Consider the following 20007-nt stretch of genomic DNA (forward strand, 5'->3'; position numbering starts at 1 on the left):
CAACAATTGTTTTCAATTTCATGGCCTTGTAGTGGCCAATTATCAACCAAATAATGGATATTGCAAGAATTGAGCGCGAGTTATGATTTTAGACGTGGCTAGAATTCTTTATAATGTCGGACACACTAATTGACTGGTATCCCAGTAAAAATTTCACAAGTGAATCTTGGATAATATATGAACAACGACTTTGAGAACGATTTCAACCTTGGAGGAAGTGTAGAGCGAGCTTTGTCTGGCAACTACGAGCTGAAAGCCGGAGCGGTTTTTAGCGAAGCATGGCGCGCCACCATTCAACACTTTTTGTCATTTTCTCCTGCGATTATCGTCTTGCTTTTGGTTCAGGTAGGCATTTTCTATATCGCATTGCAGCTACAACTGGGTGACCCAAGTGTCATTTTGGATGCAATACAAAACCCAGATTCTTTTTCAACCGACATTGTGTCTGCTGTTTATATCGCAAATTTTAGCTATGAAGTGATCAGCGCTCCGATATACGCAGGCATCAGTTTAATGGCGATGAGTCACGTAACAGGTCTAAAAACAAAACTTCGCCACGTGGGTAAAGGGTTACAATTCACGGTTCCGGTTATTCTGGCAACGTTAATGAGTCTGACTCTTCAAGGGCTCGTGGGAATGCTTCTGGCTCCGTTATCGCTATATCTTTCACTGGCGTTCAGTCACTCTATCTTACTTATTTGTGAGAAACGCGTGCCGCCTATGCAATCGTTATTACTCTCACTACGAGCAGTAAACAAAAAGATTTTCGTCGTCGCCATCCTGTACCTTGGCGTGATGTTCATGTTTATTATCGCAGCCATGTTCTATGGCATCGGGCTTATTTTGGTGCTGCCATTCTTCTTCCACATGAAGGGCATACTTTACCGTGAGATGTTTGGTATCAAACTGAAGATAGTCGCGAAAGAGAAAAACAATGATAATGATCACGACGGCAAATCTCAGGTCTTCGACGCGTAGAGTATCATTTCAATGACAATCAATGGCGGCTTACAAATAGTCGCCATTTTTATATCAACACCAAACCCATGTGAAATGGCCTATCAGAAGCACAAGCTACGATTCAACTTGAATAAGAATCTGCGTGGGGAACCTCTCGTTTTGTTACTAATCACGTAACTTAACGCAGTAAAGGTGTTATAAGGATGCTCAGCATTGCTCAAACCAATATTGAGCACGAACACAATGACACAAACTAAAACAAATCAACGGTTCAAATGAAAAAGTTAAGCCTAAGTCTACTGGGTACAGCGGCGCTAATGTTAGCGGCCCCTGCAACACAAGCTCAAGAATACATGTTTACCTATTCGAAGCTTTACACTCAGTTAAAGAATAACAACAAGGAAGGCCACGACGATGTAAAAGTCGGCGTATTTTTCGTTAACGCAGATACTAAGCAGCTGTGTAACATTGAAAAAGCCTGGATGGAAAAAGAAGAACACTACGAAGAATTTGTTATTCCAGCCTCCAAAGAACTTCCGCTTCCAATCGATAAAAACCTTAAATCGGCGAATCCTTTAGTCTTCGTTCAGACTCCTATAGACACTCGCTGCGATTACTCATTGGTTGTTATGACGAAAGAGCCATTACAGGGTAACGTATCCTATGAACAGTTAGCGCCATTAATGCCTCAGATGCAAAGCATGTTAGAAGACTTAGGCGGCATGTTTGCTGGCTGGTTTACTCCTGATGTGCAAGGCGTGACGATGGAATTCAGCAATGGCCTGGATAGCACGATTTCATTTTCTAATGGAACAGAAAAGCCAATTGTAAATGGCAAAGTACAAGTTGCTTTGAGCGAGATTGGTGAGGGTGGGACGATGACGCTGCCAGAGCCAACCATGCGAGTTCTGCCTTATCTACCGAAGGCAAAATAAGCCGCATCCATCTTATTGAAGAGCCGCTACAGCGGCTTTTTTTGTTTTAGGGTAAACAAAACAATGGATTTATCCGTTCTCAATTAAGACAAATATTTAATCCTAAGTAAAAAGACCGTATAATCCACGCCCCATAGAAAACCACCTTAGGAAGTCCTACCGTCGATTTTATCGGCGATGTGAGAGCTCGCAATGAACCAGAAAGATACAAGAAAAGAAACCCTTGAATTCAACAAGCTTCAGAAACGCCTGAGAAGAAATGTTGGAAATGCCATTACCGAATACAACATGATTGAAGAAGGTGATGTTGTCATGGCATGTATAAGTGGTGGTAAAGATTCATTTGCGATGCTGGATATCCTGCTGAATCTTCAAAAAGCTGCTCCAATTAAGTTTGAAGTAGTTGCAGTAAACCTCGATCAGAAACAGCCAGGCTTCCCAGAACATATTCTTCCAGAGTATTTCGAAACGCTTGATATCCCTTACTACATCGTAGACAAGGATACTTACTCGGTTGTAAAAGAAAAAGTGCCAGAAGGTAAGACGACGTGTGGCCTGTGTTCACGTCTGCGTCGCGGTACACTTTATTCGTTTGCTGAGAAGATTGGTGCGACTAAGCTTGCTTTAGGTCACCACATGGATGACATCGTTGAAACCATGTTCCTAAACATGTTTCATGGTTCGCGTCTAAAGGCGATGCCTCCAAAGCTGCGTTCGGATGATGGTCGAAATGTGGTTATCCGTCCACTGACGTACTGCCGTGAAAAAGATTTAATCAAATACGCAGAGCACAAAGATTTCCCAATCATTCCTTGTAACTTGTGTGGTTCTCAAGAGAACTTGCAACGCCAATCGATCAAAGCAATGTTGATTGAATGGGATAAGAAGACTCCTGGACGCGTCGAAGCGATTTTCAAATCAATTCAGAACGTAAGCCCAAGCCAATTGGCTGATAAAGAGTTGTTTGACTTTGTTAACCTTCCACTCGATCGCGAAGGTAACCGTGAAGAGTACGAGTTCAATGAAGCGGTCGTCTCTTCAACGAACATTGATGAATCTATGTTCATTGATGTGACAAACATCTGATTGAAATAAATTAAGAAAAGGAAGGCCGCAGTGCCTTCCTTTTTTAGTTTTGTAACCGATGAATAAAAATCCCCCTAAATTGAACTGACCCCCAATAGTTGGACACCAATTATTGGGGGTCTCTTTATGTCCAAATATAGCCGAGCATTTAAGTGTGCGGTCGCCAAACAATATTTACTGGGTGAGTGTTCATCTTACGAACTTTCTCAAACTTACTCCATTGCACCACGCATAATACGTTACTGGGGAAAAGTGTTTGAGATTCATGGTTCTGATTCATTTAAGCCTCATGATTTCGCTAAAAATGCTCAAACCAAGCTCCAAGCGTTAAAAAAAATGTGGACGAATGGCTGGTCTATCAACCACACTAGTGCGGTATTAAATTTCTCCTCCTCTGGAACACTCTCCGTTTGGCTTAAACAGTACAAACAATATGGCATTCAGGGGCTTGAACGTAGTAGAGGACGATCACCAATGAGTAAGCACCCTTTTATCCAGCAAAAAAGTGATGATGAAAAAACGCTGGAGGAGCTAAAAGAGGAGTTAGCCTACTTACGCGCCGAGAATGCCGTTCTAAAAAGTTAGAAGAGCTGGAGCAGGAAAAGCCTCGCCGAACAAAGAAAAAGCGAACGTAGCTCTAGCTCTTAAAAGCTGTTATCCACTAAAACACCTTTTGCATGCCTTAAAGTTAGCGAGAAGTATTTTCTATTATCATGCGAAGCCAAATAACGACGCCGAACAGTATCAAGATGAAAAGAGTCTAATAGAGCAAATTTACCATGAGCATAAAGGCAGATATGGGTATCGTCGTATTCACTTAGAGCTACGAAGACAGGGCGTTATGCTTAACCACAAAACGGTTCAACGGCTCATGGGTCAACTAGGCTTGAAGTCTACCGTCAGACCCAAACGGTACCGCTCTTACAAAGGAGAAGTGGGAACTGTGGCCCCCAATGTTCTTGAACGAGACTTTAAAGCGACGAAGCCAGATGAGAAGTGGGTAACTGATGTCACTGAGTTTAAAGTTAAACAGCAGAAAGTCTATCTATCACCAATCGTTGATCTGTTCACACAGGAAGTTGTGGCTTATAAGGTCGCAAAAAATGGGCGTCTACCTCTGGTCACTGAAATGTTGACAGACGCGGTTGCGACTTTAGGCGAAGGCGCTAAGCCAATCGTTCATAGCGATCAAGGGTGGCAATATAGGCATAAGAAATATCAGAAAAAGCTATCTGAAAGTTGCTTAACACAGAGCATGTCGCGGAAAGGAAACTGTCTAGACAATGCAGTTGCGGAGAACTTCTTTGCCTTACTGAAAACAGAAATGTACCATAACCAGCACTTTGAAGATGCTGATGACCTGATCGCTCATATTGACGAATACATCGAGTATTACAATACCAAACGAATTAAAGTGAAATTAAAAGGCCTGACTCCGATAGAGTATCGAAATCAGGCCTTGCAAGCCGCTTAACAGAAATGTCCAACTTTATGGGGTCACTTCACTTGCGGGGATTTTTGATAGCTATTGAATGGCTAGATTAAGTCGCCTCGTTTGGATCCAGTGGGCTGATGTAACCTTTTGGTTTCAATGCGAGAACATCACAGTTGATCTTATCAATCACATGCTCAGCCGTATTACCAATAAAGACGGCTGAAAGCCCTGTACGGCCAGTCGTACCCAAAATAACCATCGCCGCATTTAAACGCTCTGCAGCTGCAGGGATAACATCTTCAGGCAATCCTTGCTCCACGATGGTTTGCTCTTCATTCAGCCCATGTTTTTGGCGCAGGGCTTTCATCGCGGTTAGGTGATGGCCACGAACGGCATCTGTGTACGTTGTTGGATCAAATTCTGGTAGCTCGATGGTGATATTCGCAGGCGTAACCGGATACGCGTTAACAAGGAACGGTTCGGCATTCAAACGGCCGGACATCTCTTTCAAACGTTCAACCATCGAGTCATTTAAGTCAATGTGCGTTTCGTTTTCAGAGCCAATGTGAACAGAAGCCAGAATGTTAGCGTGCTCCGGCCAGTCCGCATTTTTGATAAGCAGTACCGGGATAGGGCACTTACGCAGCAAATGCCAGTCTGTAGGTGTGAAAATCACAGACTCTAAGACATCATGTTTTCGAGTGCCCTTGATCAACAGATCGTGACTGCCTGCAAACACTTCACCTATGATGGCTTCGTAAGGGCGATTGTGCCAAACCACACACACGTCAAAGTCAAAGCTGTCGTCTAAATATGGCTGAGCAATTTTACGCATCCACTGCTCACGCTGATGGATAACGCCACGGCGCATCGCATCTCGTTCATCCACCGATAACATTGAAGTCATGTCATACGAAAAATCATAGATGGATAAAAAGAAAGTAATTCGGCTTCTTGATACGCTTTTTTGAGCTAATTGAACTGCTCTTGCGAGTGCCGGCTGATCATCACTATTGATGTTAGCAACAACTAGAATCTTACTGTATATACTCATATCTAAGCCCACTTTTATTGCAAGACCAATTACTGAATATAAAGTAAATCAGTATATTGGAGTACTCACTGTATATTTTTAATGTAGCTCAGTTTGAAGAAGATTTTGAGGACTTTTGAAGGGATTTTGCGAGAAACATGATGTGGCTCAGCTAAAAGCCACATCAAGTAATAGGAGAGGTTACTCTGTTGTGACGCCTGCAAGTTCCATTAGCGCATCGTGATCTAAGATAGTGATATATTTACCTTTTACACTTAAGATCTCAGATTTTTGGAAACGACCAAGTAGACGGCTGATCGTTTCAACGGTCAGACCAAGGTAGTTACCAATATCACCACGAGTCATCGTTAGGCGGAACTCTCGGGGACTAAAGCCACGTTGAGAAAAGCGTGTTGATAGGTTGTACAGGAATGCAGCCAGACGCTCTTCAGCGTTCTTCTTAGAAAGCAGCAGGATCATCTCCTGATCGCCTTTGATTTCGTTACTCATCAAACGCATAATTTGCTGACGTAGTTTAGGCATCTTACCTGACAAGTCATCTAGAATTTCGTATGGAATTTCACAAACCATAGACGTTTCTAACGCTTGGGCAAAACTTGGGTGGCAGTCACCAGTAATCGCGTCAAAGCCCACGAGGTCACCAGCTAAGTGAAACGCCGTGATTTGCTCGTCGCCTTGTTCAGTGATTGTATAGCTCTTGATTGTGCCAGAACGGATAGCGTACAAAGACTTAAGCTCATCGCCCGCTTTGAATAGCTCTTGGCCTTTTTGAATCGGCTTTTTACGCTCAATGATTTGGTCAAGCTGATCAAGTTCAGATTCATTCAGAGTGAATGGGATACACAACTGACTGATGCTACAATCTTGGCAGTGAATTGCACAACCACCTGATTGGACACGCTTTGTTGCAGGTTTTTCAGAAATCATAACAACCTTTCACTATTTGATATACATCAATATTTTAGCACTGCTTAATCCTAAAGGATAGCAAAAATATTGTGGGTATAGACTTTCAAGTTATATGAAACCAAGCATTTGCATGGCACCCGCCGCAGTATACGTTCCATAACTAATAAGAATTAATGCAGAGATGTTTCTAAATATTAATGATTTTTGTAGTTTCTGAAAGTAGCTTGCCCCGTAACTCACAGCAAGCATCGAAGGAAGGGTCCCCACGCCAAAGGCAAGCATGATCAAACCACCGTTTACTGCACTTCCGGAAACAGCAGACCACGTCAATGCCGAATAAACCAAGCCACATGGTAGCCATCCCCAAACAAAACCGAATGGCAGTGCATGAATTGCGCTTTTTAACGGAAGCAGACTCTTTCCTGCAGGCGATATAAACTTCCAAAGGCTCTGACCGAGTTTTTCTACAACTAGTAGACCTTGCCACCATTTAGCCACATAAAGAGCGACTAAAATCATAAATATTGCTGCGACCAAACGAAGCCACGCGAGAGAATGCGCTAACCCGCTTAATTCACTCAATCCAGAAATAGCGCCACCAATAAGTGCGCCAAACAAGGCGTAGCTAGATAGTCGCCCCATGTTGTAGAACAGTGGAATGAGAGGGGAACTTTTGTCTTGTGACGAGCCCAGTGAGAGGAGAGATGCAATGCCACCACACATGCCCATACAGTGACCGGACCCAACGAGTCCGATCATTAATGCTCCAATAAAATCAGGATTCATAGAGAAAGTTACGATTTCTTATTGTCTGATTTGTCTTCTTCATCAAGAAGAATGTTGTGACCTTGACGCTCAAGATCTTCAAACTGATCACTGCGGACGGCCCAAAGAAAAATAGCGACAGCAACGCATACCAGAACAATGGCAATGGGAATTAAGATATATATGCTTTCCATGTTAGCTTTCTCTATTTATTTCTCTTTTAGAAGTCGCAACGAGTTGGATACCACGATAATTGAACTTGCGGACATCCCGACAACAGCAATGTACGGTGCAACTAATCCCGCAACCGCCAGCGGCAAAATTAACAGGTTGTAGCCCAAAGACCAAGCCAAGTTTTCTCGGATGATTTTTCTTGTACGAAGCGCAAGCAAACGAGCTTCTAATAATTTCTCCAGATTATCACCCAGTAGTGTCATATCAGCGGATGCTTTTGCTACGTCTGTACCACCGCCCATCGCTACCGACAGGTGAGCGCCAGCCAGTGTCGGCGCATCGTTGATACCATCACCAACCATCATAGTAATGTCATCACTATCCAGGCTCTTAAGATACGCGAGTTTGTCTTCTGGTTTTGCAGATGCGATCACATGGTCGATACCGATTTCATCCGCAACAGGCTGAGCATTTTGTATTGAATCGCCAGTAAGTAATGTGGTCTTGATACCTGCTTCGGCAAAACGCTGGATAAATGCCTGACTTTCTTCACGAATTGGATCACGATAATAAAACGTCGCGGCATGTTCTCCATTGACCGACAAATACACTGCGTTACTTTCATCACAGCCTTCATTGACAACAAACGCGGCGCTGCCGATTTTTACGTCTTTACCGTTCCATAAGCCTTCGATACCAGAGCCAATAACGTTTTTCACCTCTGACACAACCACATCTTCGTTCGCGTACTGCGCAAATGAACGGGCAATAGGGTGGTTAGCATGAGCTTCCAGTGCGGCAGCTAGTGCGAGACTTTCAGACTCGGAAATCTCACCAAAAACACTCGTACGGCTGATTTCGATATCACCTTTTGTCAGGGTTCCAGTTTTATCGACGACAAGGTGATTCACTTTGCACAATGTTTCAAAAACGTGTCCCTTACGCAGTAAAATACCGAAGTTACCCATTCTTGACGTCGCACAAGTCAACGCTGTTGGTGTTGCCAAAGACAGTGCACAAGGGCAGGTCGCTACCAACACTGACAGCATGATCCAGAACGCATCATCAGGTTTAGTTTGGTGCCAATACAACCAAGTCCCTGCCGAAATAATCAGTATCGCGCCAACAAAGTAACGCGCTACCACATCTGCGATTTCTGCGATTTTTGGTTTTGAATGCTGAGCTTCATCTTGCAGGCGTACAATGTTTGAAATGACGGAGTCCGCTTTAGAGCTCGTCACTTCAAGTTCAAACGATTCATCGCCGTTAAGTGTTCCCGCAAAAACAGCATCACCTTCTTTCTTAACCACATGAACTGACTCACCGGTTAGCATGGATTCATCGATATGAATGCGGCCAGAAATAACTTTACCATCCGCAGGAATGTGCTCACCTGGCAGAACGCGAATGCGATCACCAATTTTCAGTGTCTTTACTGGGATTTGCTCGCCATCTAAGGTCGTCGCAATCGCCGGAATCAACTTAAGTAGGTTACCACTTGCCGCTGCTGCTTTACGACGAGCACGCATCTCCAGAAAACGCCCGACAAGAAGGAAGAAAGTAAACATCGAAATCGATTCGAAAAAGACTTCTCCTTGCTCGGTAAACGTGGCGACCAGGCTGGCGACATAGGCAAAAATGAGGGCGATCGAGACGGGCACATCCATACCCAAGGTGCGCCCTTTGATGCTTCGCCAGGCATTTAGATAGAAAGGAAGTGCAGAGTAGAGAAGCACAGGCGTGGCGAATATCAGGCTGACCCAGCGAAAGTAGTTTTTAAACTCTGGTTCCAGGTCACCAAAAACTTCCAGATACAATGCCACTGCAAGCATCATAACCTGCATGGTAGCGAGGCCTGCAATGCCTAAGCGGTATAGGTATTGCTTCATCATTTGATGATAAGACGCTTCTTGGACGTCCGCTTCAAATGGTGCGGCCTTGTAGCCCAACTTATGAATCGCGGCAAGCAACTCGCTCAAACGAACCTGGGTTTTATCCCAAGCAAGTAAAGCGCGGTTTGTCGTCGTATTAACGCGAATAGAAACCAAACCTTTGGTGTTGGAGACTTGTTTTTCGATCAACCATGCACAAGCTGCGCAAGAGACGCCATCTAGGGAGAGTGTCACTTCAGAAACATTGTCGTGATGACGTACAAACTCTGACTGGACATCTTCATTATCGTAGTGAATCAGCGCTTGAAGTTGCTCTGGTACGAGATCTGCTTTTTCAGCTGGCGCTGTACGGTACTGGTAATAGGAGACGAGACCACTATCAATGATCGTTTGTGCCACTGTCTGACAACCAGGGCAGCACATATCACGGGCTTCACCAAGTATTTCTACCTTAAAATCCGTGTTGGCTGGTACATCTTCACCACAGTGATAACAGGATTTACACATAGGATTACTTCATCAAAACAGTGTCAGCGGCAGGAAACTCAACTTTACCTTGAATCATCCATCGCTTGTCGTGTGGTTGTAGCTCAATGAACCAAGGGCCAAGGATATCTTCGTCTGGCGTTAATCGGTAATTACCAGAAGCGTCCGCAGTAATTAACTTCGAAAAGTCGCGATCAGGAAGTGTGCGATGAGTAAACGTGGCGGTTAAAGCTGGGTAGTGCGCCAACTCGCCTTTATCAAAGTGAATAACAACCGTGTTGCTATTAGACGAAATATGCGCGTTAAGATTCAGGTCACGAGCGACATTCATTTTACTGATGTCGATGTTAATCCCTTTACCTTTTTTATAGTAATCCTCGGCAACTAAAGAAACAGAGTTATTTGAGAAGATAACCACTGTCACGATTGTCCAGCCAATAACAATAAGAGGAAGGATAATCAGGAACCACGGCCAAAATTGTTTATACCAAGGCTTTACCATAAAAAAGTTCTCAACAGCTAAATGAAAAATAGGAGGCTTTAAATTTAAAGGAAAGACAGCCCCTATGAAAGGGGCTGTTATTGCAATGTTACTGAATATCTTGGTTATTTACTCTCGGAGTTGCTTAAGCTCCAGACATATGATGCAACCAACTGGATCTTGTCTTCACCTAGAATATCTTTCCAGGCAGGCATAACACCAGAACGGCCATTCATAACAGTTTCAGTAACTGCTGCACGTGAATCACCAAACAACCAGTCTTGGTCAGTCAGGTCAGGCGCACCCACTGCTGGGTTACCTTTACCATCTGTACCGTGACACGCCGCACATACAACAAAGCGTGCTTTACCTGCTGCTGCTTCACGAGCGTTCACTTTACGACCAGAAAGGCTAAGCGCGTAGCTAACCACTTCTTGAACGCCTTCTTCACCAAGCGCATCTTTCCATGCTGGCATTTGGCCAACACGACCATGCATGATGGTTGTTACGATTGCTTGCGGTTCACCGCCATACAGCCATGCGTTATCAGTCAGGTTAGGGAAACCTTGCTGACCACGTGCATCTGAGCCGTGACATTGTGAACAGTTTTGCAAGAACAAACGTTGACCAACTTTAAGTGCTTCAGGATCGTTAGCAATTTCCGGAACAGGGCGTAAGCCGTTTTCGTTGTGTGCTAGCTTACGGAAAGCTTCACCAAAGTAAGCATCCGCATCATCAAGCTCTTTAGCGTATTGGTTAAGTTGTTTGTTCTCTTGTGCCGCAGCGATGGCTTGTTTTGATTCCTCAAGTGAACGTACTTCTTGAGCCGAGCTCTCCCAGTTCAAAAAGCCTTTAAAGCTTCCTAAACCTGGGAACAGAGCAAGATACACCGCAGAAAACACGAAAGTACTCACAAAAAGGTAAGTCCACCACTTAGGCAGCGGGTTGTTTAGCTCGCGAATACCATCGTACTCGTGGCCCATGTCAGCCCCTTCCTCGACGCCCATTTTATCTTTGGCGCACCAAGTCAGGAGGATTGCACAGCCTACTAGCGTACCGATAGTAATCACGATAATCCAGAGACTCCAGAATGTAGTCATTACTTCTTCACTCCTTGGTTATGTGGGGTCGCTTGTTCTTCGTCAGCAAAGACCAGGTAAGCATCTTCTTCGAAACGCGATTTACGTTTCTTGCTAAATGCCCACCATACAATGCCGATAAAACTGGCGAAGAGCACAACGGTATAAACACTATGAATCGTACCGAAATCCATACGTCCCCCTTACTTCATTGCATGACCAAGAGACTGAAGGTAAGCGATGATTGCATCCATCTCTGTTTTACCTTCTACTTCTTTAGTCGCATTCGCGATCTGTTCATCTGTATATGGAACACCGAACTGATCACGGAACAACTCAAGTTTCTTCTGTGTCAAACTGCCGTCTAAGACGTTTTCAGCTAACCATGGGAAACCAGGCATGTTTGATTCTGGAACAAGTTCACGTGGATCAATTAGGTGAACACGGTGCCACTCGTCAGAATAACGACCACCTACACGAGCTAGATCTGGACCAGTACGCTTAGAACCCCAAAGGAAAGGGTGTTCCCAAACGCTTTCACCAGCGACAGAGTAGTGACCGTAACGCTCAGTTTCTGAACGGAAAGGACGAACCATCTGACTGTGACAAACGCTACAGCCTTCACGGATGTATAGATCACGACCTTCCAATTCAAGAGGTGTGTAAGCGCGTAGGTTTTCTACAGGCTCAGTAGTTTGTTTTTGGAAAATCAGAGGCGTGATTTCAACAAGCGCGCCCCAACTGATAGCAAAAACAATAAAAATAGCCAACAAACCGACATTACGTTCTAGGAATTCATGGCGATTATTAGAATTATTACTCATTCTTTAAATCTCCTTATGCCGGATGTGGGATAGCCTTAAGGCTCTCTTTAGGTGCAGTCACTGTTTTGTACGTGTTGTATGCCATTAGAATCATACCTGATAGGAAGATTAAACCACCTAGGAAACGTACAAAATAGAATGGGTATGACGCTTGTACCGACTCAACAAAGCTGTAAGTCAGAGTACCGTCAGAGTTAACTGCGCGCCACATTAGGCCTTGCATAACACCAGAGATCCACATCGCTACGATGTATAGAACCGTACCGATTGTTGCTAACCAGAAATGCACGTTAACCAAACCAACTGAGTACATACGCTCTTGGCCGAACAGGCGAGGTACCAAGTGGTAAACCGAACCGATAGACACCATAGCAACCCAACCCAAAGCACCAGAGTGAACGTGACCAATGGTCCAGTCGGTGTAGTGAGAAAGTGCGTTTACTGTCTTGATTGCCATCATTGGGCCTTCGAAGGTAGACATACCGTAGAAAGACAACGACACAATTAGGAAACGTAGGATAGGGTCATAACGAAGTTTATGCCAAGCACCAGACAGCGTCATGATACCGTTGATCATACCACCCCAAGATGGAGCAAATAGAACCAATGACATCACCATACCCAAAGACTGAGTCCAGTCAGGTAGAGCAGTATAGTGAAGGTGGTGAGGACCAGCCCAAATGTATAGAGAGATCAATGCCCAGAAGTGAACGATAGATAAACGGTAAGAATAAACAGGACGTTCAGCTTGTTTAGGGACGAAGTAGTACATCATACCTAGGAAACCAGCGGTCAGTAGGAAACCTACCGCATTGTGTCCATACCACCATTGAACCATCGCATCCACTGCTCCAGAATAAATCGAGTACGATTTAGTCAAGGAAACAGGAACTGCCATGCTGTTCACGATGTGAAGTACTGCTACGGTGATGATAAACGCGCCGAAGAACCAGTTCGCCACATAAATGTGGGAGGTCTTACGTTTTACCAATGTTCCGAAGAACACCACTGCGTACGAAACCCATACAATCGCGATTGCGATATCAATAGGCCATTCTAGCTCAGCGTACTCTTTAGAGGTGGTCATCCCCTGTGGTAGAGTAATTGCTGCGGCTAAGATGATTAATTGCCAACCCCAAAAGGTGAAGGCAACGAGTGGGCCACCAAAAAGACGTGTTTGACAAGTACGCTGAACAACATAATAAGATGTTGCGAACAGAGCACTGGTACCAAACGCAAAAATTACCGCATTAGTATGCAGCGGACGTAAACGACTGTACGTCAACCACGGCGTATCAAAGTTTAGCTGTGGCCAAACTAATTGAGCGGCAATCAAAACACCAACAGCCATACCAACTATGCCCCATAAAATGGTCACAAGGGTAAATTGGCGAACGACTGTATAGTTGTAGTTTTGTTCAAGCTGCTTTACTTGGCTCATTATGCATGCTTCCAATTTCTAATTAACTACACTTTTACTTCCAACACGACTTGCGTCGTAACACCACCCAAGTAAACTCTAGAATTCAAGTGTTATCATCACTTTATTTCCATTGCTGACTTTAATAAAAAGTGGCATTTTCAGCTCGACACTATACTTGAATTAACAATTCAATGACAGGGTAGTAACCTTAATGAAGCTCGGGAACACATTTTTTATTTAAAAAGTTTGAAGTTTGTAACAAGGATATTGGTATTTATGCCGGCACAAAAGTTAACAAAGGCGAGACTCGCACAAATCTTAATCATGCTCAGTGTTTTAATTGGCGCATTTTTATGGCGAACCTTTACGCACGAGACACCCAAAAGCATCGACTGCTCACAAAAAGAGCGATGTGAATTAACAATATCGGGGGAAAGAATCACAATTAATCGTGACTCAAAGGGAATTTCAATCGAAACGCTAGAAAGTAGCACTCTGAAAATTGATCTAGATCAATCAGGTGAATTTATTAATGTAAAGGACATTAATCAAAATATTGAATGGAAGTCTATTTCACCAAGCAAAGTTATTAAGCTCAGCGTAAATCAAAATATTGTCTTAGTGCATTTATAAATTGGAGATCAGCCGCGATAATTGGAATTTGTTTAAGAAAATTAAACCTTCTTACTTAGTGAAAATCGGTAGGAGTGGTATAACAACAGAGTCATGAACAATATTAAAAGCGTATGCAGTGCCAATCAGTTTTTACTCATATCACAGATGAACATTCAGCCGTTAAAAAGCTGCGTTCTGAGTTAACTCAAAAGAACCCAGCATACGTCATCTGTTATTACACAGAAGAGTATGACTCTGAGCTAATACGTACAGCTCTACTCAAGAATTTTCCTGATACGCCTTTTCATGGAGCCAGTTCTTGCCAAGCCGTAATGACAGACCAAGGTTTTCATTCCGGGCCAGTTATCGCGGCATTGGCTATTTACGATCACGGCCCACATGCATACGGGACTGGCATTTCTCACTGCACTCAAAACGAAGGCGTCATGCACGCTTTGGATATGGCACTTGAAGATGCCGATCGAGTAGGGGAAATACCTGACTTAATCCTTCTCCACGCGACGCCTGGCAGAGAAGAATCAATCATCGAATCTATCGATCAAAGGTTTGGCACATTAGTACCGATTATTGGTGGTTCGGCAGCCGACAATAATATTAAAGGAAACTGGTCCATTATTACCGCGCAAGGCCAACAACAATCAGGCGTGAGCCTCACTCTATTCTATTCCTCACAACATGTTGATATCGCTTTTAGTGCTGGACACACCTCAACCAATATCAAAGGTATTGCCACTAAAACCGAAGGACGTTGTCTGCTAGAAATTGACGGTGAGCCTGCACTAGAGCGCTATAGACAATGGACCAATCACCAGCAAAATCAAACAGGTAAGGACAACCTGCTATTCACCAACTCCAGCGCATACCCAATCGGAAGAGTCGCAGGTCATTTGTACGACCGGCCTTACTACAAACTATCTCACCCAATAAGGGAAACCGCCGATGGAGGCATCGAACTCTTTACCGATATTGACGAAGGAGAAGAGATCACTTTAATGAAAGGGAGTCGGGAGCACCTGCTTGCCAGAGCGGCAAAAGTTGTGAATATCGCCTTCAACCAAAAATTAGAAGAGTCTCGTAAAATCGGCGTCATCAACATCTTTTGCGCAGGGCCCATGTTGCACTTGAAGCAAGACATGAACAGCGTTTGTGAACAAATCAACCAAGAACTGGAACACCTGCCATTTATATGCCCATTTACCTTTGGCGAACAAGGAAGATTCATTGGTGGCGAAAATGGACATGGGAACCTAATGATCTCATCAGCGATATTCCATAAGCCTTATGAAAGATAAATATTTAGAGACCTACCAGCAAGAAGCTTTGCAGGAAGCCTTAGTTGAGTTACAACAAGCCAAGCATAGAGAAAAATTGCTTGCTGATGAGAACAAAGCCATTCTTTCGGCCATATCAGCCATGAGCGAAGCCAAAACCCGCAATGAAATCTTTTCTGGCTTAAATACGGTCTTAAAAAAATACATAAACTTTGAAGACTTTATCGTTATTACTCGTGACGATAACAGGCAATCTTACAAAACGTTAATATCAACGAACAGCGTATTCGACACGGTTAATTGGTTACACGGTAACACCATGGAACGAGCGCTAAATGGTGAATGTGTATTACTGTTCGAACCATTAAGGTTGGGCGAGTTCTCTAACTTAAACATATTCGTCAAGAACCACGTGAACTCTGTCATTCTGACTGGCATTCGCTCTGAAGTGACTCAAAATATAATCCTATTAATTGGAGCACAAAAAGGGCACTTCAGTATTGAAAACAAAGAAACGCTTCGACGCTTTCGCCCTCTAATAGAGCGAGCGGTAATAGACATCGAGACCAAAGAGAAGTTACAACGTATCGTTGATGTACGTACAACACAGCTAGCTAAAGCACGCGAAGAAGCTGAACTCGCAAACCAATCTAAGTCCGAGTTTCTGGCCATGATGAGCCATGAAATCCGAACGCCGCTTAATTCCGTTCTGGGTATGCTCGATATACTAAGGCAATCAACATTATCCAACGAGCAGTTTGAAGCGCTGTGTCAAATGGAGAGCTCTGCGGAACTGCTTCTCGCAATCATAAGTGACATCCTGGATCTCTCGAAAATCGAGTCGGGTAGCTTTCAGTTGCATGAACAGTGGACTAATTTACGTGACGCTGTGACGTTTGTTATTTCCCAGCAAAAACAAATAGCTATCAGTAAAAACCTCAACTTCAACCTTGATTGCCGCATACCGCCAGACAAACAGTATTGGATTGATTCGACCAGGTTATCTCAGGTCTTATTTAATCTTATCGGTAACGCGATTAAATTCACAGACAGCGGTACAGTGAGCGTTTCGGTTTTGGAACAGAAAGACGAGCTAATAATTTCTGTCTCTGACACGGGCATTGGTATATCAAAAGCCAAACAAGCTCGTTTATTCACGGCTTTTCATCAAGGTGACAGATCGATAACCAGACGTTTCGGAGGAACAGGTTTAGGCCTGGCCATCACCAAACATTTAGTAGAGATGATGCGCGGAACCATCATAGTTGATAGTAAAGAACACGTGGGCTCGTCATTCACAATAAAGATTCCGGTATTGACTAGGCTTCATCAGAATCGTCCTGTAAAAATCGAAGCAAACAGCCCAGTCAAAGCATTAAATTTACTTGTGGTTGAAGATACACATTCAAACCAGCTCGTGATTAAATTAATTCTCAACAAGTTAGGACATAACGTTCACATCTCAAGCCATGGCGAAGAAGCACTGGCATTTCTGGAAGATAACAGCGACTCAATCGACATTATACTTATGGATGTATCGATGCCAGTCATGGACGGTATTACCGCAACGCGCTTGATCCGAGAAAAAGGCATCACGATTCCAATCATCGCATTAACAGCACACGCTTTAGAAAGTGACCGTGACAAATGCTTAGAAGCCGGTATGGACAGCTTCATTTCCAAACCAGTCCGTAGACAAGACATCTATGAAGCCATTCAAGTGTTTGTAGAAAATGATTAGCCTTAATATAGATCTTAACAATCGATAGATTATTAAGATCTATATTAAGTATTTTATGGTAAATAGCCATTATGTTTAATGAAAGCCTCAAACCCCTGGATGAAATTGAAATAAGAGAGGGATAGGAGGCTAAACGAGTAAAGATTTAGCGTAGCGTTATGCTTTATTTAACATAATATACATAATACGCACTAAAGGGTTAAAAGATTAACAGTGCTGATGTCAGCTTAATTACACCGTATTTTGCTTTTTCTTCTTTAACAGGTTTTATCCGCTTTCTTGTCTGGGCCATGAATTCAACTTCACCACAACGTCCAATTTTTTAAAAACCAGTCATCAGCTTTAAATCTAAGACGCCGATTAAGTTCTTACACTAACTCTTTCGTTACGTTTGACACCATGCACGTTGGCTCGGCATCTTGCTTATTCATCTTGTTCATTCAAGTAACCGAACAGATGGATTGATTTTCTATTGCTTGCCTGCAACATTCTGAGCTAACAAGATTCTGAACCAAAGTTCGCTCGGTTTATCAGTTCAAGTTGGCGTTCTTGAAGTTCTGCTACTAATTCGCCTGAGCTTTCCAATTGAGCCGTCTTTGAGATTTACTTTCTTACGCTCTGGTTTTCTAGAGTTCTCATTGAGTTCCCGTTCCTAACTAGTGTGACATGTGGCATTCGTTACAACACCAATAACAACCATTTGACTGGTCGTATTTTTTCTTTGCTTCAATGACTGCTTCAGCGCAATTATCAAATAGGCCTAAATAAGTCTTGGATTGGATTCTATCAAAATGAGGACAACCCGAGTTATGGACTTCATGGTCACCACTATTATGGACCTCGTGGTCGCTATTATCTTGAGCTATATCGCTTACGTAATATGCTAGTTTCATTGTCTAGCCCATCTTGTTAAATGTGATATTCAAGATAAATATAGCTGAAAAAACCAGACTGAGAATTCTCGCGATATGCAGATCCTACATCTATCTGGAGTTTGCGAGAATCTCGATAACATTAAGTTACGTGGTCACTAACACTTGAGTTTGCTAGGATGTTTATTGGCGATTTGTGGAGTTAATTGTATGACTTCCCTACTCTTTTTTCCTGAAGAGCCAAGTGGCGTTGGGTTGTTTACCCGATGGCCGTCGTTAGTCTTGATTTAAAACCGGAGAGAAACGCGCCATAATCACCACACCGTCATGATTGTGGCCAGAAAGAGTTGGGAAGCTTTGTGTATTGGCGCAACGAACATCGTCAGTTCGTGGAAATGTACGGACACATAGGACAACCCAAGGTCTATCCCGCAAAAGAAAACGTCTTACCGTTTCGTGGCGGCCGTCGAATGAAAGCCGCCGCTTGGATACCATCTAAATTAAAGAAGAAATAGCTTATGTCACCGAACTTCAAGAGCTAAGGTGCTAACTATTTCTTGGTCATATTCTTCACATATGACGTGAACCTTTACCTCGTGTTTGCCATGTTTTAAAGGCACTATTGAATACTCGTCATTGAAGGTAATTGTTCTAGTGTGTAGTAAGCTGTTAATTTTAATTGTTAATCTATTACCTTCTAAATTAGTCCACCATGAATCATTTCTTATTTTTACGCTGTTTGCGAAACCACTTAGATTTAATTCAGGCATATTACGAACTCCAATTGGCTGACTAAGTGCGCGCCTCCACATTGGAGGTATTTTGGACATTCTTTGGGCTTCTTGATAGCTATTTTGGGCTTCAATTAGTGGGCTGACTGGTATTGGCTCCTTAGGTGCTTCTGGAGATTTATCGTGTTCATAGACGAAAATATCTTGGGGAAAAGTTATATCGACATAGATGTTGTTTGCTTTGCAGGTACCTAGATTGGTTACATCAATAACCAGTGGTGACGAAAAGTTAGCGACTTTAAAGTACTTTTCCTTCTCTTCGTTATATTTTTGTAGCTGCTCCTCCGTAGGTAGTGAGCAGTTAAACGTTTCTATTGCGGTATCGTCTATAAACGTTTCTAGGTGCTTAGGTACGTTATCCAAGCTAAGTCTCTCAGGCATGATTAACGGCTTAAACCTACATGTATCTAATTCAAAACCAACTGGAGATAGCTCAACATCTATATTAGGTGTTTTAGTCGAAATTTTTGATTGTAGCTCTGCTACTTGCTCCCTAAGAGCTCTATTTTCCTTGCTTAAGCTGGTTAGCTCTTTAGATAGTTCCTCTTCTGTACCAAGTTTATCTCCTCGAACCCATCCAACAGCTGGCTTCTGCATAATCTGCTTCATTAGAGATATTGATACATTTCTTACAAGCTGGTCTTTAGATTCCCAAAATTGAGCCATTTTTGAATTTCGAAGAACCATATCTCTGAAAGTATTGATTGCAGTTAAGTCATCATCCCTCTTATCCCTAGGTAAAGGGGCGTTATCATCCATGACAAAAGCTAAGATTGGAATTTTCTTTTCTAACGCGTACTCATATTCTTTCTGCGTAAAGCTAATTCCTTCAGAGGTCGTTGAACCATACCTCAAGCCAAGAACCAGAATGTAATAATCACTAACCTCTATAGTGCGACGTATGATTTCCCATTGTTCTTCATCTTCTGCACTGAACATCTCCATACCGATAGGTATGTGATACATTTCAAGGATTGCCTTTATTATACTCTCTCGTTCATCTTCTAGGTCTTTGTATGTTGAACTAATAAAGACTTGATATTTAGTAGAGTTCACAACAGCTCCTGTGTTAACTATAAGTATCGAGTTGGCTATATTGATACCTTTTGCATAAACAAACAATAGAATATCAATTGATTCCGCAGTAATTGATACACCAAAGAACGCAAAAAGCCGAACCCCATCGCTAAGGT

Annotated in this window: 18 protein-coding genes and 2 pseudogenes; 9 read left to right on the plus strand and 11 right to left on the minus strand. The window is 43.0% G+C overall.

Translation table 11 applies throughout. The features are described 5' to 3' along the window. Positions 1-177: 177 nt before the first annotated feature. From L9Q40_RS14825 to L9Q40_RS14845, 5 genes and pseudogenes are all read left to right on the plus strand, one after another. Positions 178-978: a DUF2189 domain-containing protein gene (locus L9Q40_RS14825; RefSeq protein WP_498793734.1), complete on the plus strand. Its 801-nt coding sequence runs from the start codon at positions 178-180 to the stop codon at positions 976-978. 257 nt (positions 979-1235) lie between these two features. Then, positions 1236-1895, plus strand: a complete 660-nt coding sequence (locus L9Q40_RS14830) for a DUF2987 domain-containing protein (protein WP_020333280.1) — start codon at positions 1236-1238, stop codon at positions 1893-1895. Positions 1896-2087: 192 nt separating this feature from the next. After that, positions 2088-2981, plus strand: coding sequence for a tRNA 2-thiocytidine(32) synthetase TtcA (gene ttcA, locus L9Q40_RS14835; protein WP_020333282.1), 894 nt, complete (start codon positions 2088-2090; stop codon positions 2979-2981). 126 nt (positions 2982-3107) lie between these two features. Continuing rightward, positions 3108-3566: a transposase gene (locus L9Q40_RS14840; protein ID WP_498793735.1), complete on the plus strand. Its 459-nt coding sequence runs from the start codon at positions 3108-3110 to the stop codon at positions 3564-3566. Between the two features lie 76 nt (positions 3567-3642). Next, a pseudogene (locus tag L9Q40_RS14845) lies at positions 3643-4455 on the plus strand (IS3 family transposase); the annotation flags it as partial. Between the two features lie 67 nt (positions 4456-4522). Here L9Q40_RS14845 and uspE read toward each other — a convergent pair. From uspE to ccoN, 10 genes are all read right to left on the minus strand, one after another. After that, positions 4523-5470 (minus strand): universal stress protein UspE, encoded by a 948-nt coding sequence (gene uspE / locus L9Q40_RS14850; protein ID WP_014231833.1) that lies wholly within the window; start codon positions 5468-5470, stop codon positions 4523-4525. A gap of 180 nt (positions 5471-5650) precedes the next feature. Then, positions 5651-6397: a fumarate/nitrate reduction transcriptional regulator Fnr gene (gene fnr, locus L9Q40_RS14855; RefSeq protein WP_014231834.1), complete on the minus strand. Its 747-nt coding sequence runs from the start codon at positions 6395-6397 to the stop codon at positions 5651-5653. A gap of 90 nt (positions 6398-6487) precedes the next feature. Further along, complete coding sequence (locus tag L9Q40_RS14860) at positions 6488-7165, minus strand: sulfite exporter TauE/SafE family protein (RefSeq protein WP_065296839.1); 678 nt, start codon at positions 7163-7165, stop codon at positions 6488-6490. A gap of 8 nt (positions 7166-7173) precedes the next feature. After that, entirely contained in the window at positions 7174-7338 is a 165-nt protein-coding gene (gene ccoS / locus L9Q40_RS14865) for a cbb3-type cytochrome oxidase assembly protein CcoS (RefSeq protein WP_014231836.1), read from the minus strand. Between the two features lie 15 nt (positions 7339-7353). Further along, a complete protein-coding gene (locus L9Q40_RS14870) occupies positions 7354-9717 on the minus strand; it encodes a heavy metal translocating P-type ATPase (RefSeq protein ID WP_498793736.1) in 2364 nt (787 codons plus the stop codon). A gap of 4 nt (positions 9718-9721) precedes the next feature. Then, positions 9722-10198 (minus strand): FixH family protein, encoded by a 477-nt coding sequence (locus tag L9Q40_RS14875; protein WP_498793738.1) that lies wholly within the window; start codon positions 10196-10198, stop codon positions 9722-9724. A 104-nt stretch (positions 10199-10302) separates the two neighbouring features. Further along, positions 10303-11277, minus strand: coding sequence for a cytochrome-c oxidase, cbb3-type subunit III (gene ccoP, locus L9Q40_RS14880; RefSeq protein WP_014231839.1), 975 nt, complete (start codon positions 11275-11277; stop codon positions 10303-10305). Further along, a complete protein-coding gene (locus L9Q40_RS14885; RefSeq protein ID WP_014231840.1) occupies positions 11277-11450 on the minus strand; it encodes a cbb3-type cytochrome oxidase subunit 3 in 174 nt (57 codons plus the stop codon). The genes ccoP and L9Q40_RS14885 overlap by 1 nt, the downstream gene beginning before the upstream one ends. A gap of 9 nt (positions 11451-11459) precedes the next feature. Then, the gene (gene ccoO, locus L9Q40_RS14890) at positions 11460-12080 is read right to left on the minus strand and encodes a cytochrome-c oxidase, cbb3-type subunit II (protein WP_014231841.1); all 621 of its coding nucleotides are present in this window, start codon (positions 12078-12080) and stop codon (positions 11460-11462) included. A 13-nt stretch (positions 12081-12093) separates the two neighbouring features. Continuing rightward, positions 12094-13521, minus strand: coding sequence for a cytochrome-c oxidase, cbb3-type subunit I (gene ccoN, locus L9Q40_RS14895; RefSeq protein WP_020333287.1), 1428 nt, complete (start codon positions 13519-13521; stop codon positions 12094-12096). Positions 13522-13779: 258 nt separating this feature from the next. On the opposite strand from ccoN, the gene L9Q40_RS14900 reads away from it, so the two are divergent. The 4 genes and pseudogenes from L9Q40_RS14900 to L9Q40_RS14915 form a co-directional block, all read left to right on the plus strand. Then, positions 13780-14136 (plus strand): hypothetical protein, encoded by a 357-nt coding sequence (locus L9Q40_RS14900; RefSeq protein ID WP_498793740.1) that lies wholly within the window; start codon positions 13780-13782, stop codon positions 14134-14136. A 113-nt stretch (positions 14137-14249) separates the two neighbouring features. Further along, on the plus strand, positions 14250-15431 hold the full coding sequence (locus L9Q40_RS14905; RefSeq protein ID WP_014231844.1) for an FIST signal transduction protein: 1182 nt from the start codon (positions 14250-14252) through the stop codon (positions 15429-15431). Next, positions 15421-17151, plus strand: a complete 1731-nt coding sequence (locus tag L9Q40_RS14910) for an ATP-binding protein (protein ID WP_498793742.1) — start codon at positions 15421-15423, stop codon at positions 17149-17151. The genes L9Q40_RS14905 and L9Q40_RS14910 overlap by 11 nt, the downstream gene beginning before the upstream one ends. A 1158-nt stretch (positions 17152-18309) precedes the next feature. Then, positions 18310-18538 (plus strand): annotated as a pseudogene (locus tag L9Q40_RS14915) (hypothetical protein); the annotation flags it as partial. A 6-nt stretch (positions 18539-18544) separates the two neighbouring features. Here L9Q40_RS14915 and L9Q40_RS14920 read toward each other — a convergent pair. Continuing rightward, the gene (locus L9Q40_RS14920) at positions 18545-19870 is read right to left on the minus strand and encodes a DUF4062 domain-containing protein (protein WP_498793744.1); all 1326 of its coding nucleotides are present in this window, start codon (positions 19868-19870) and stop codon (positions 18545-18547) included. Between the last annotated feature and the right edge of the window lie 137 nt (positions 19871-20007).

The sequence above is a fragment of the Allocatenococcus thiocycli genome (assembly GCF_921292965.1).
Lineage (GTDB): Bacteria > Pseudomonadota > Gammaproteobacteria > Enterobacterales > Vibrionaceae > Vibrio > Vibrio natriegens.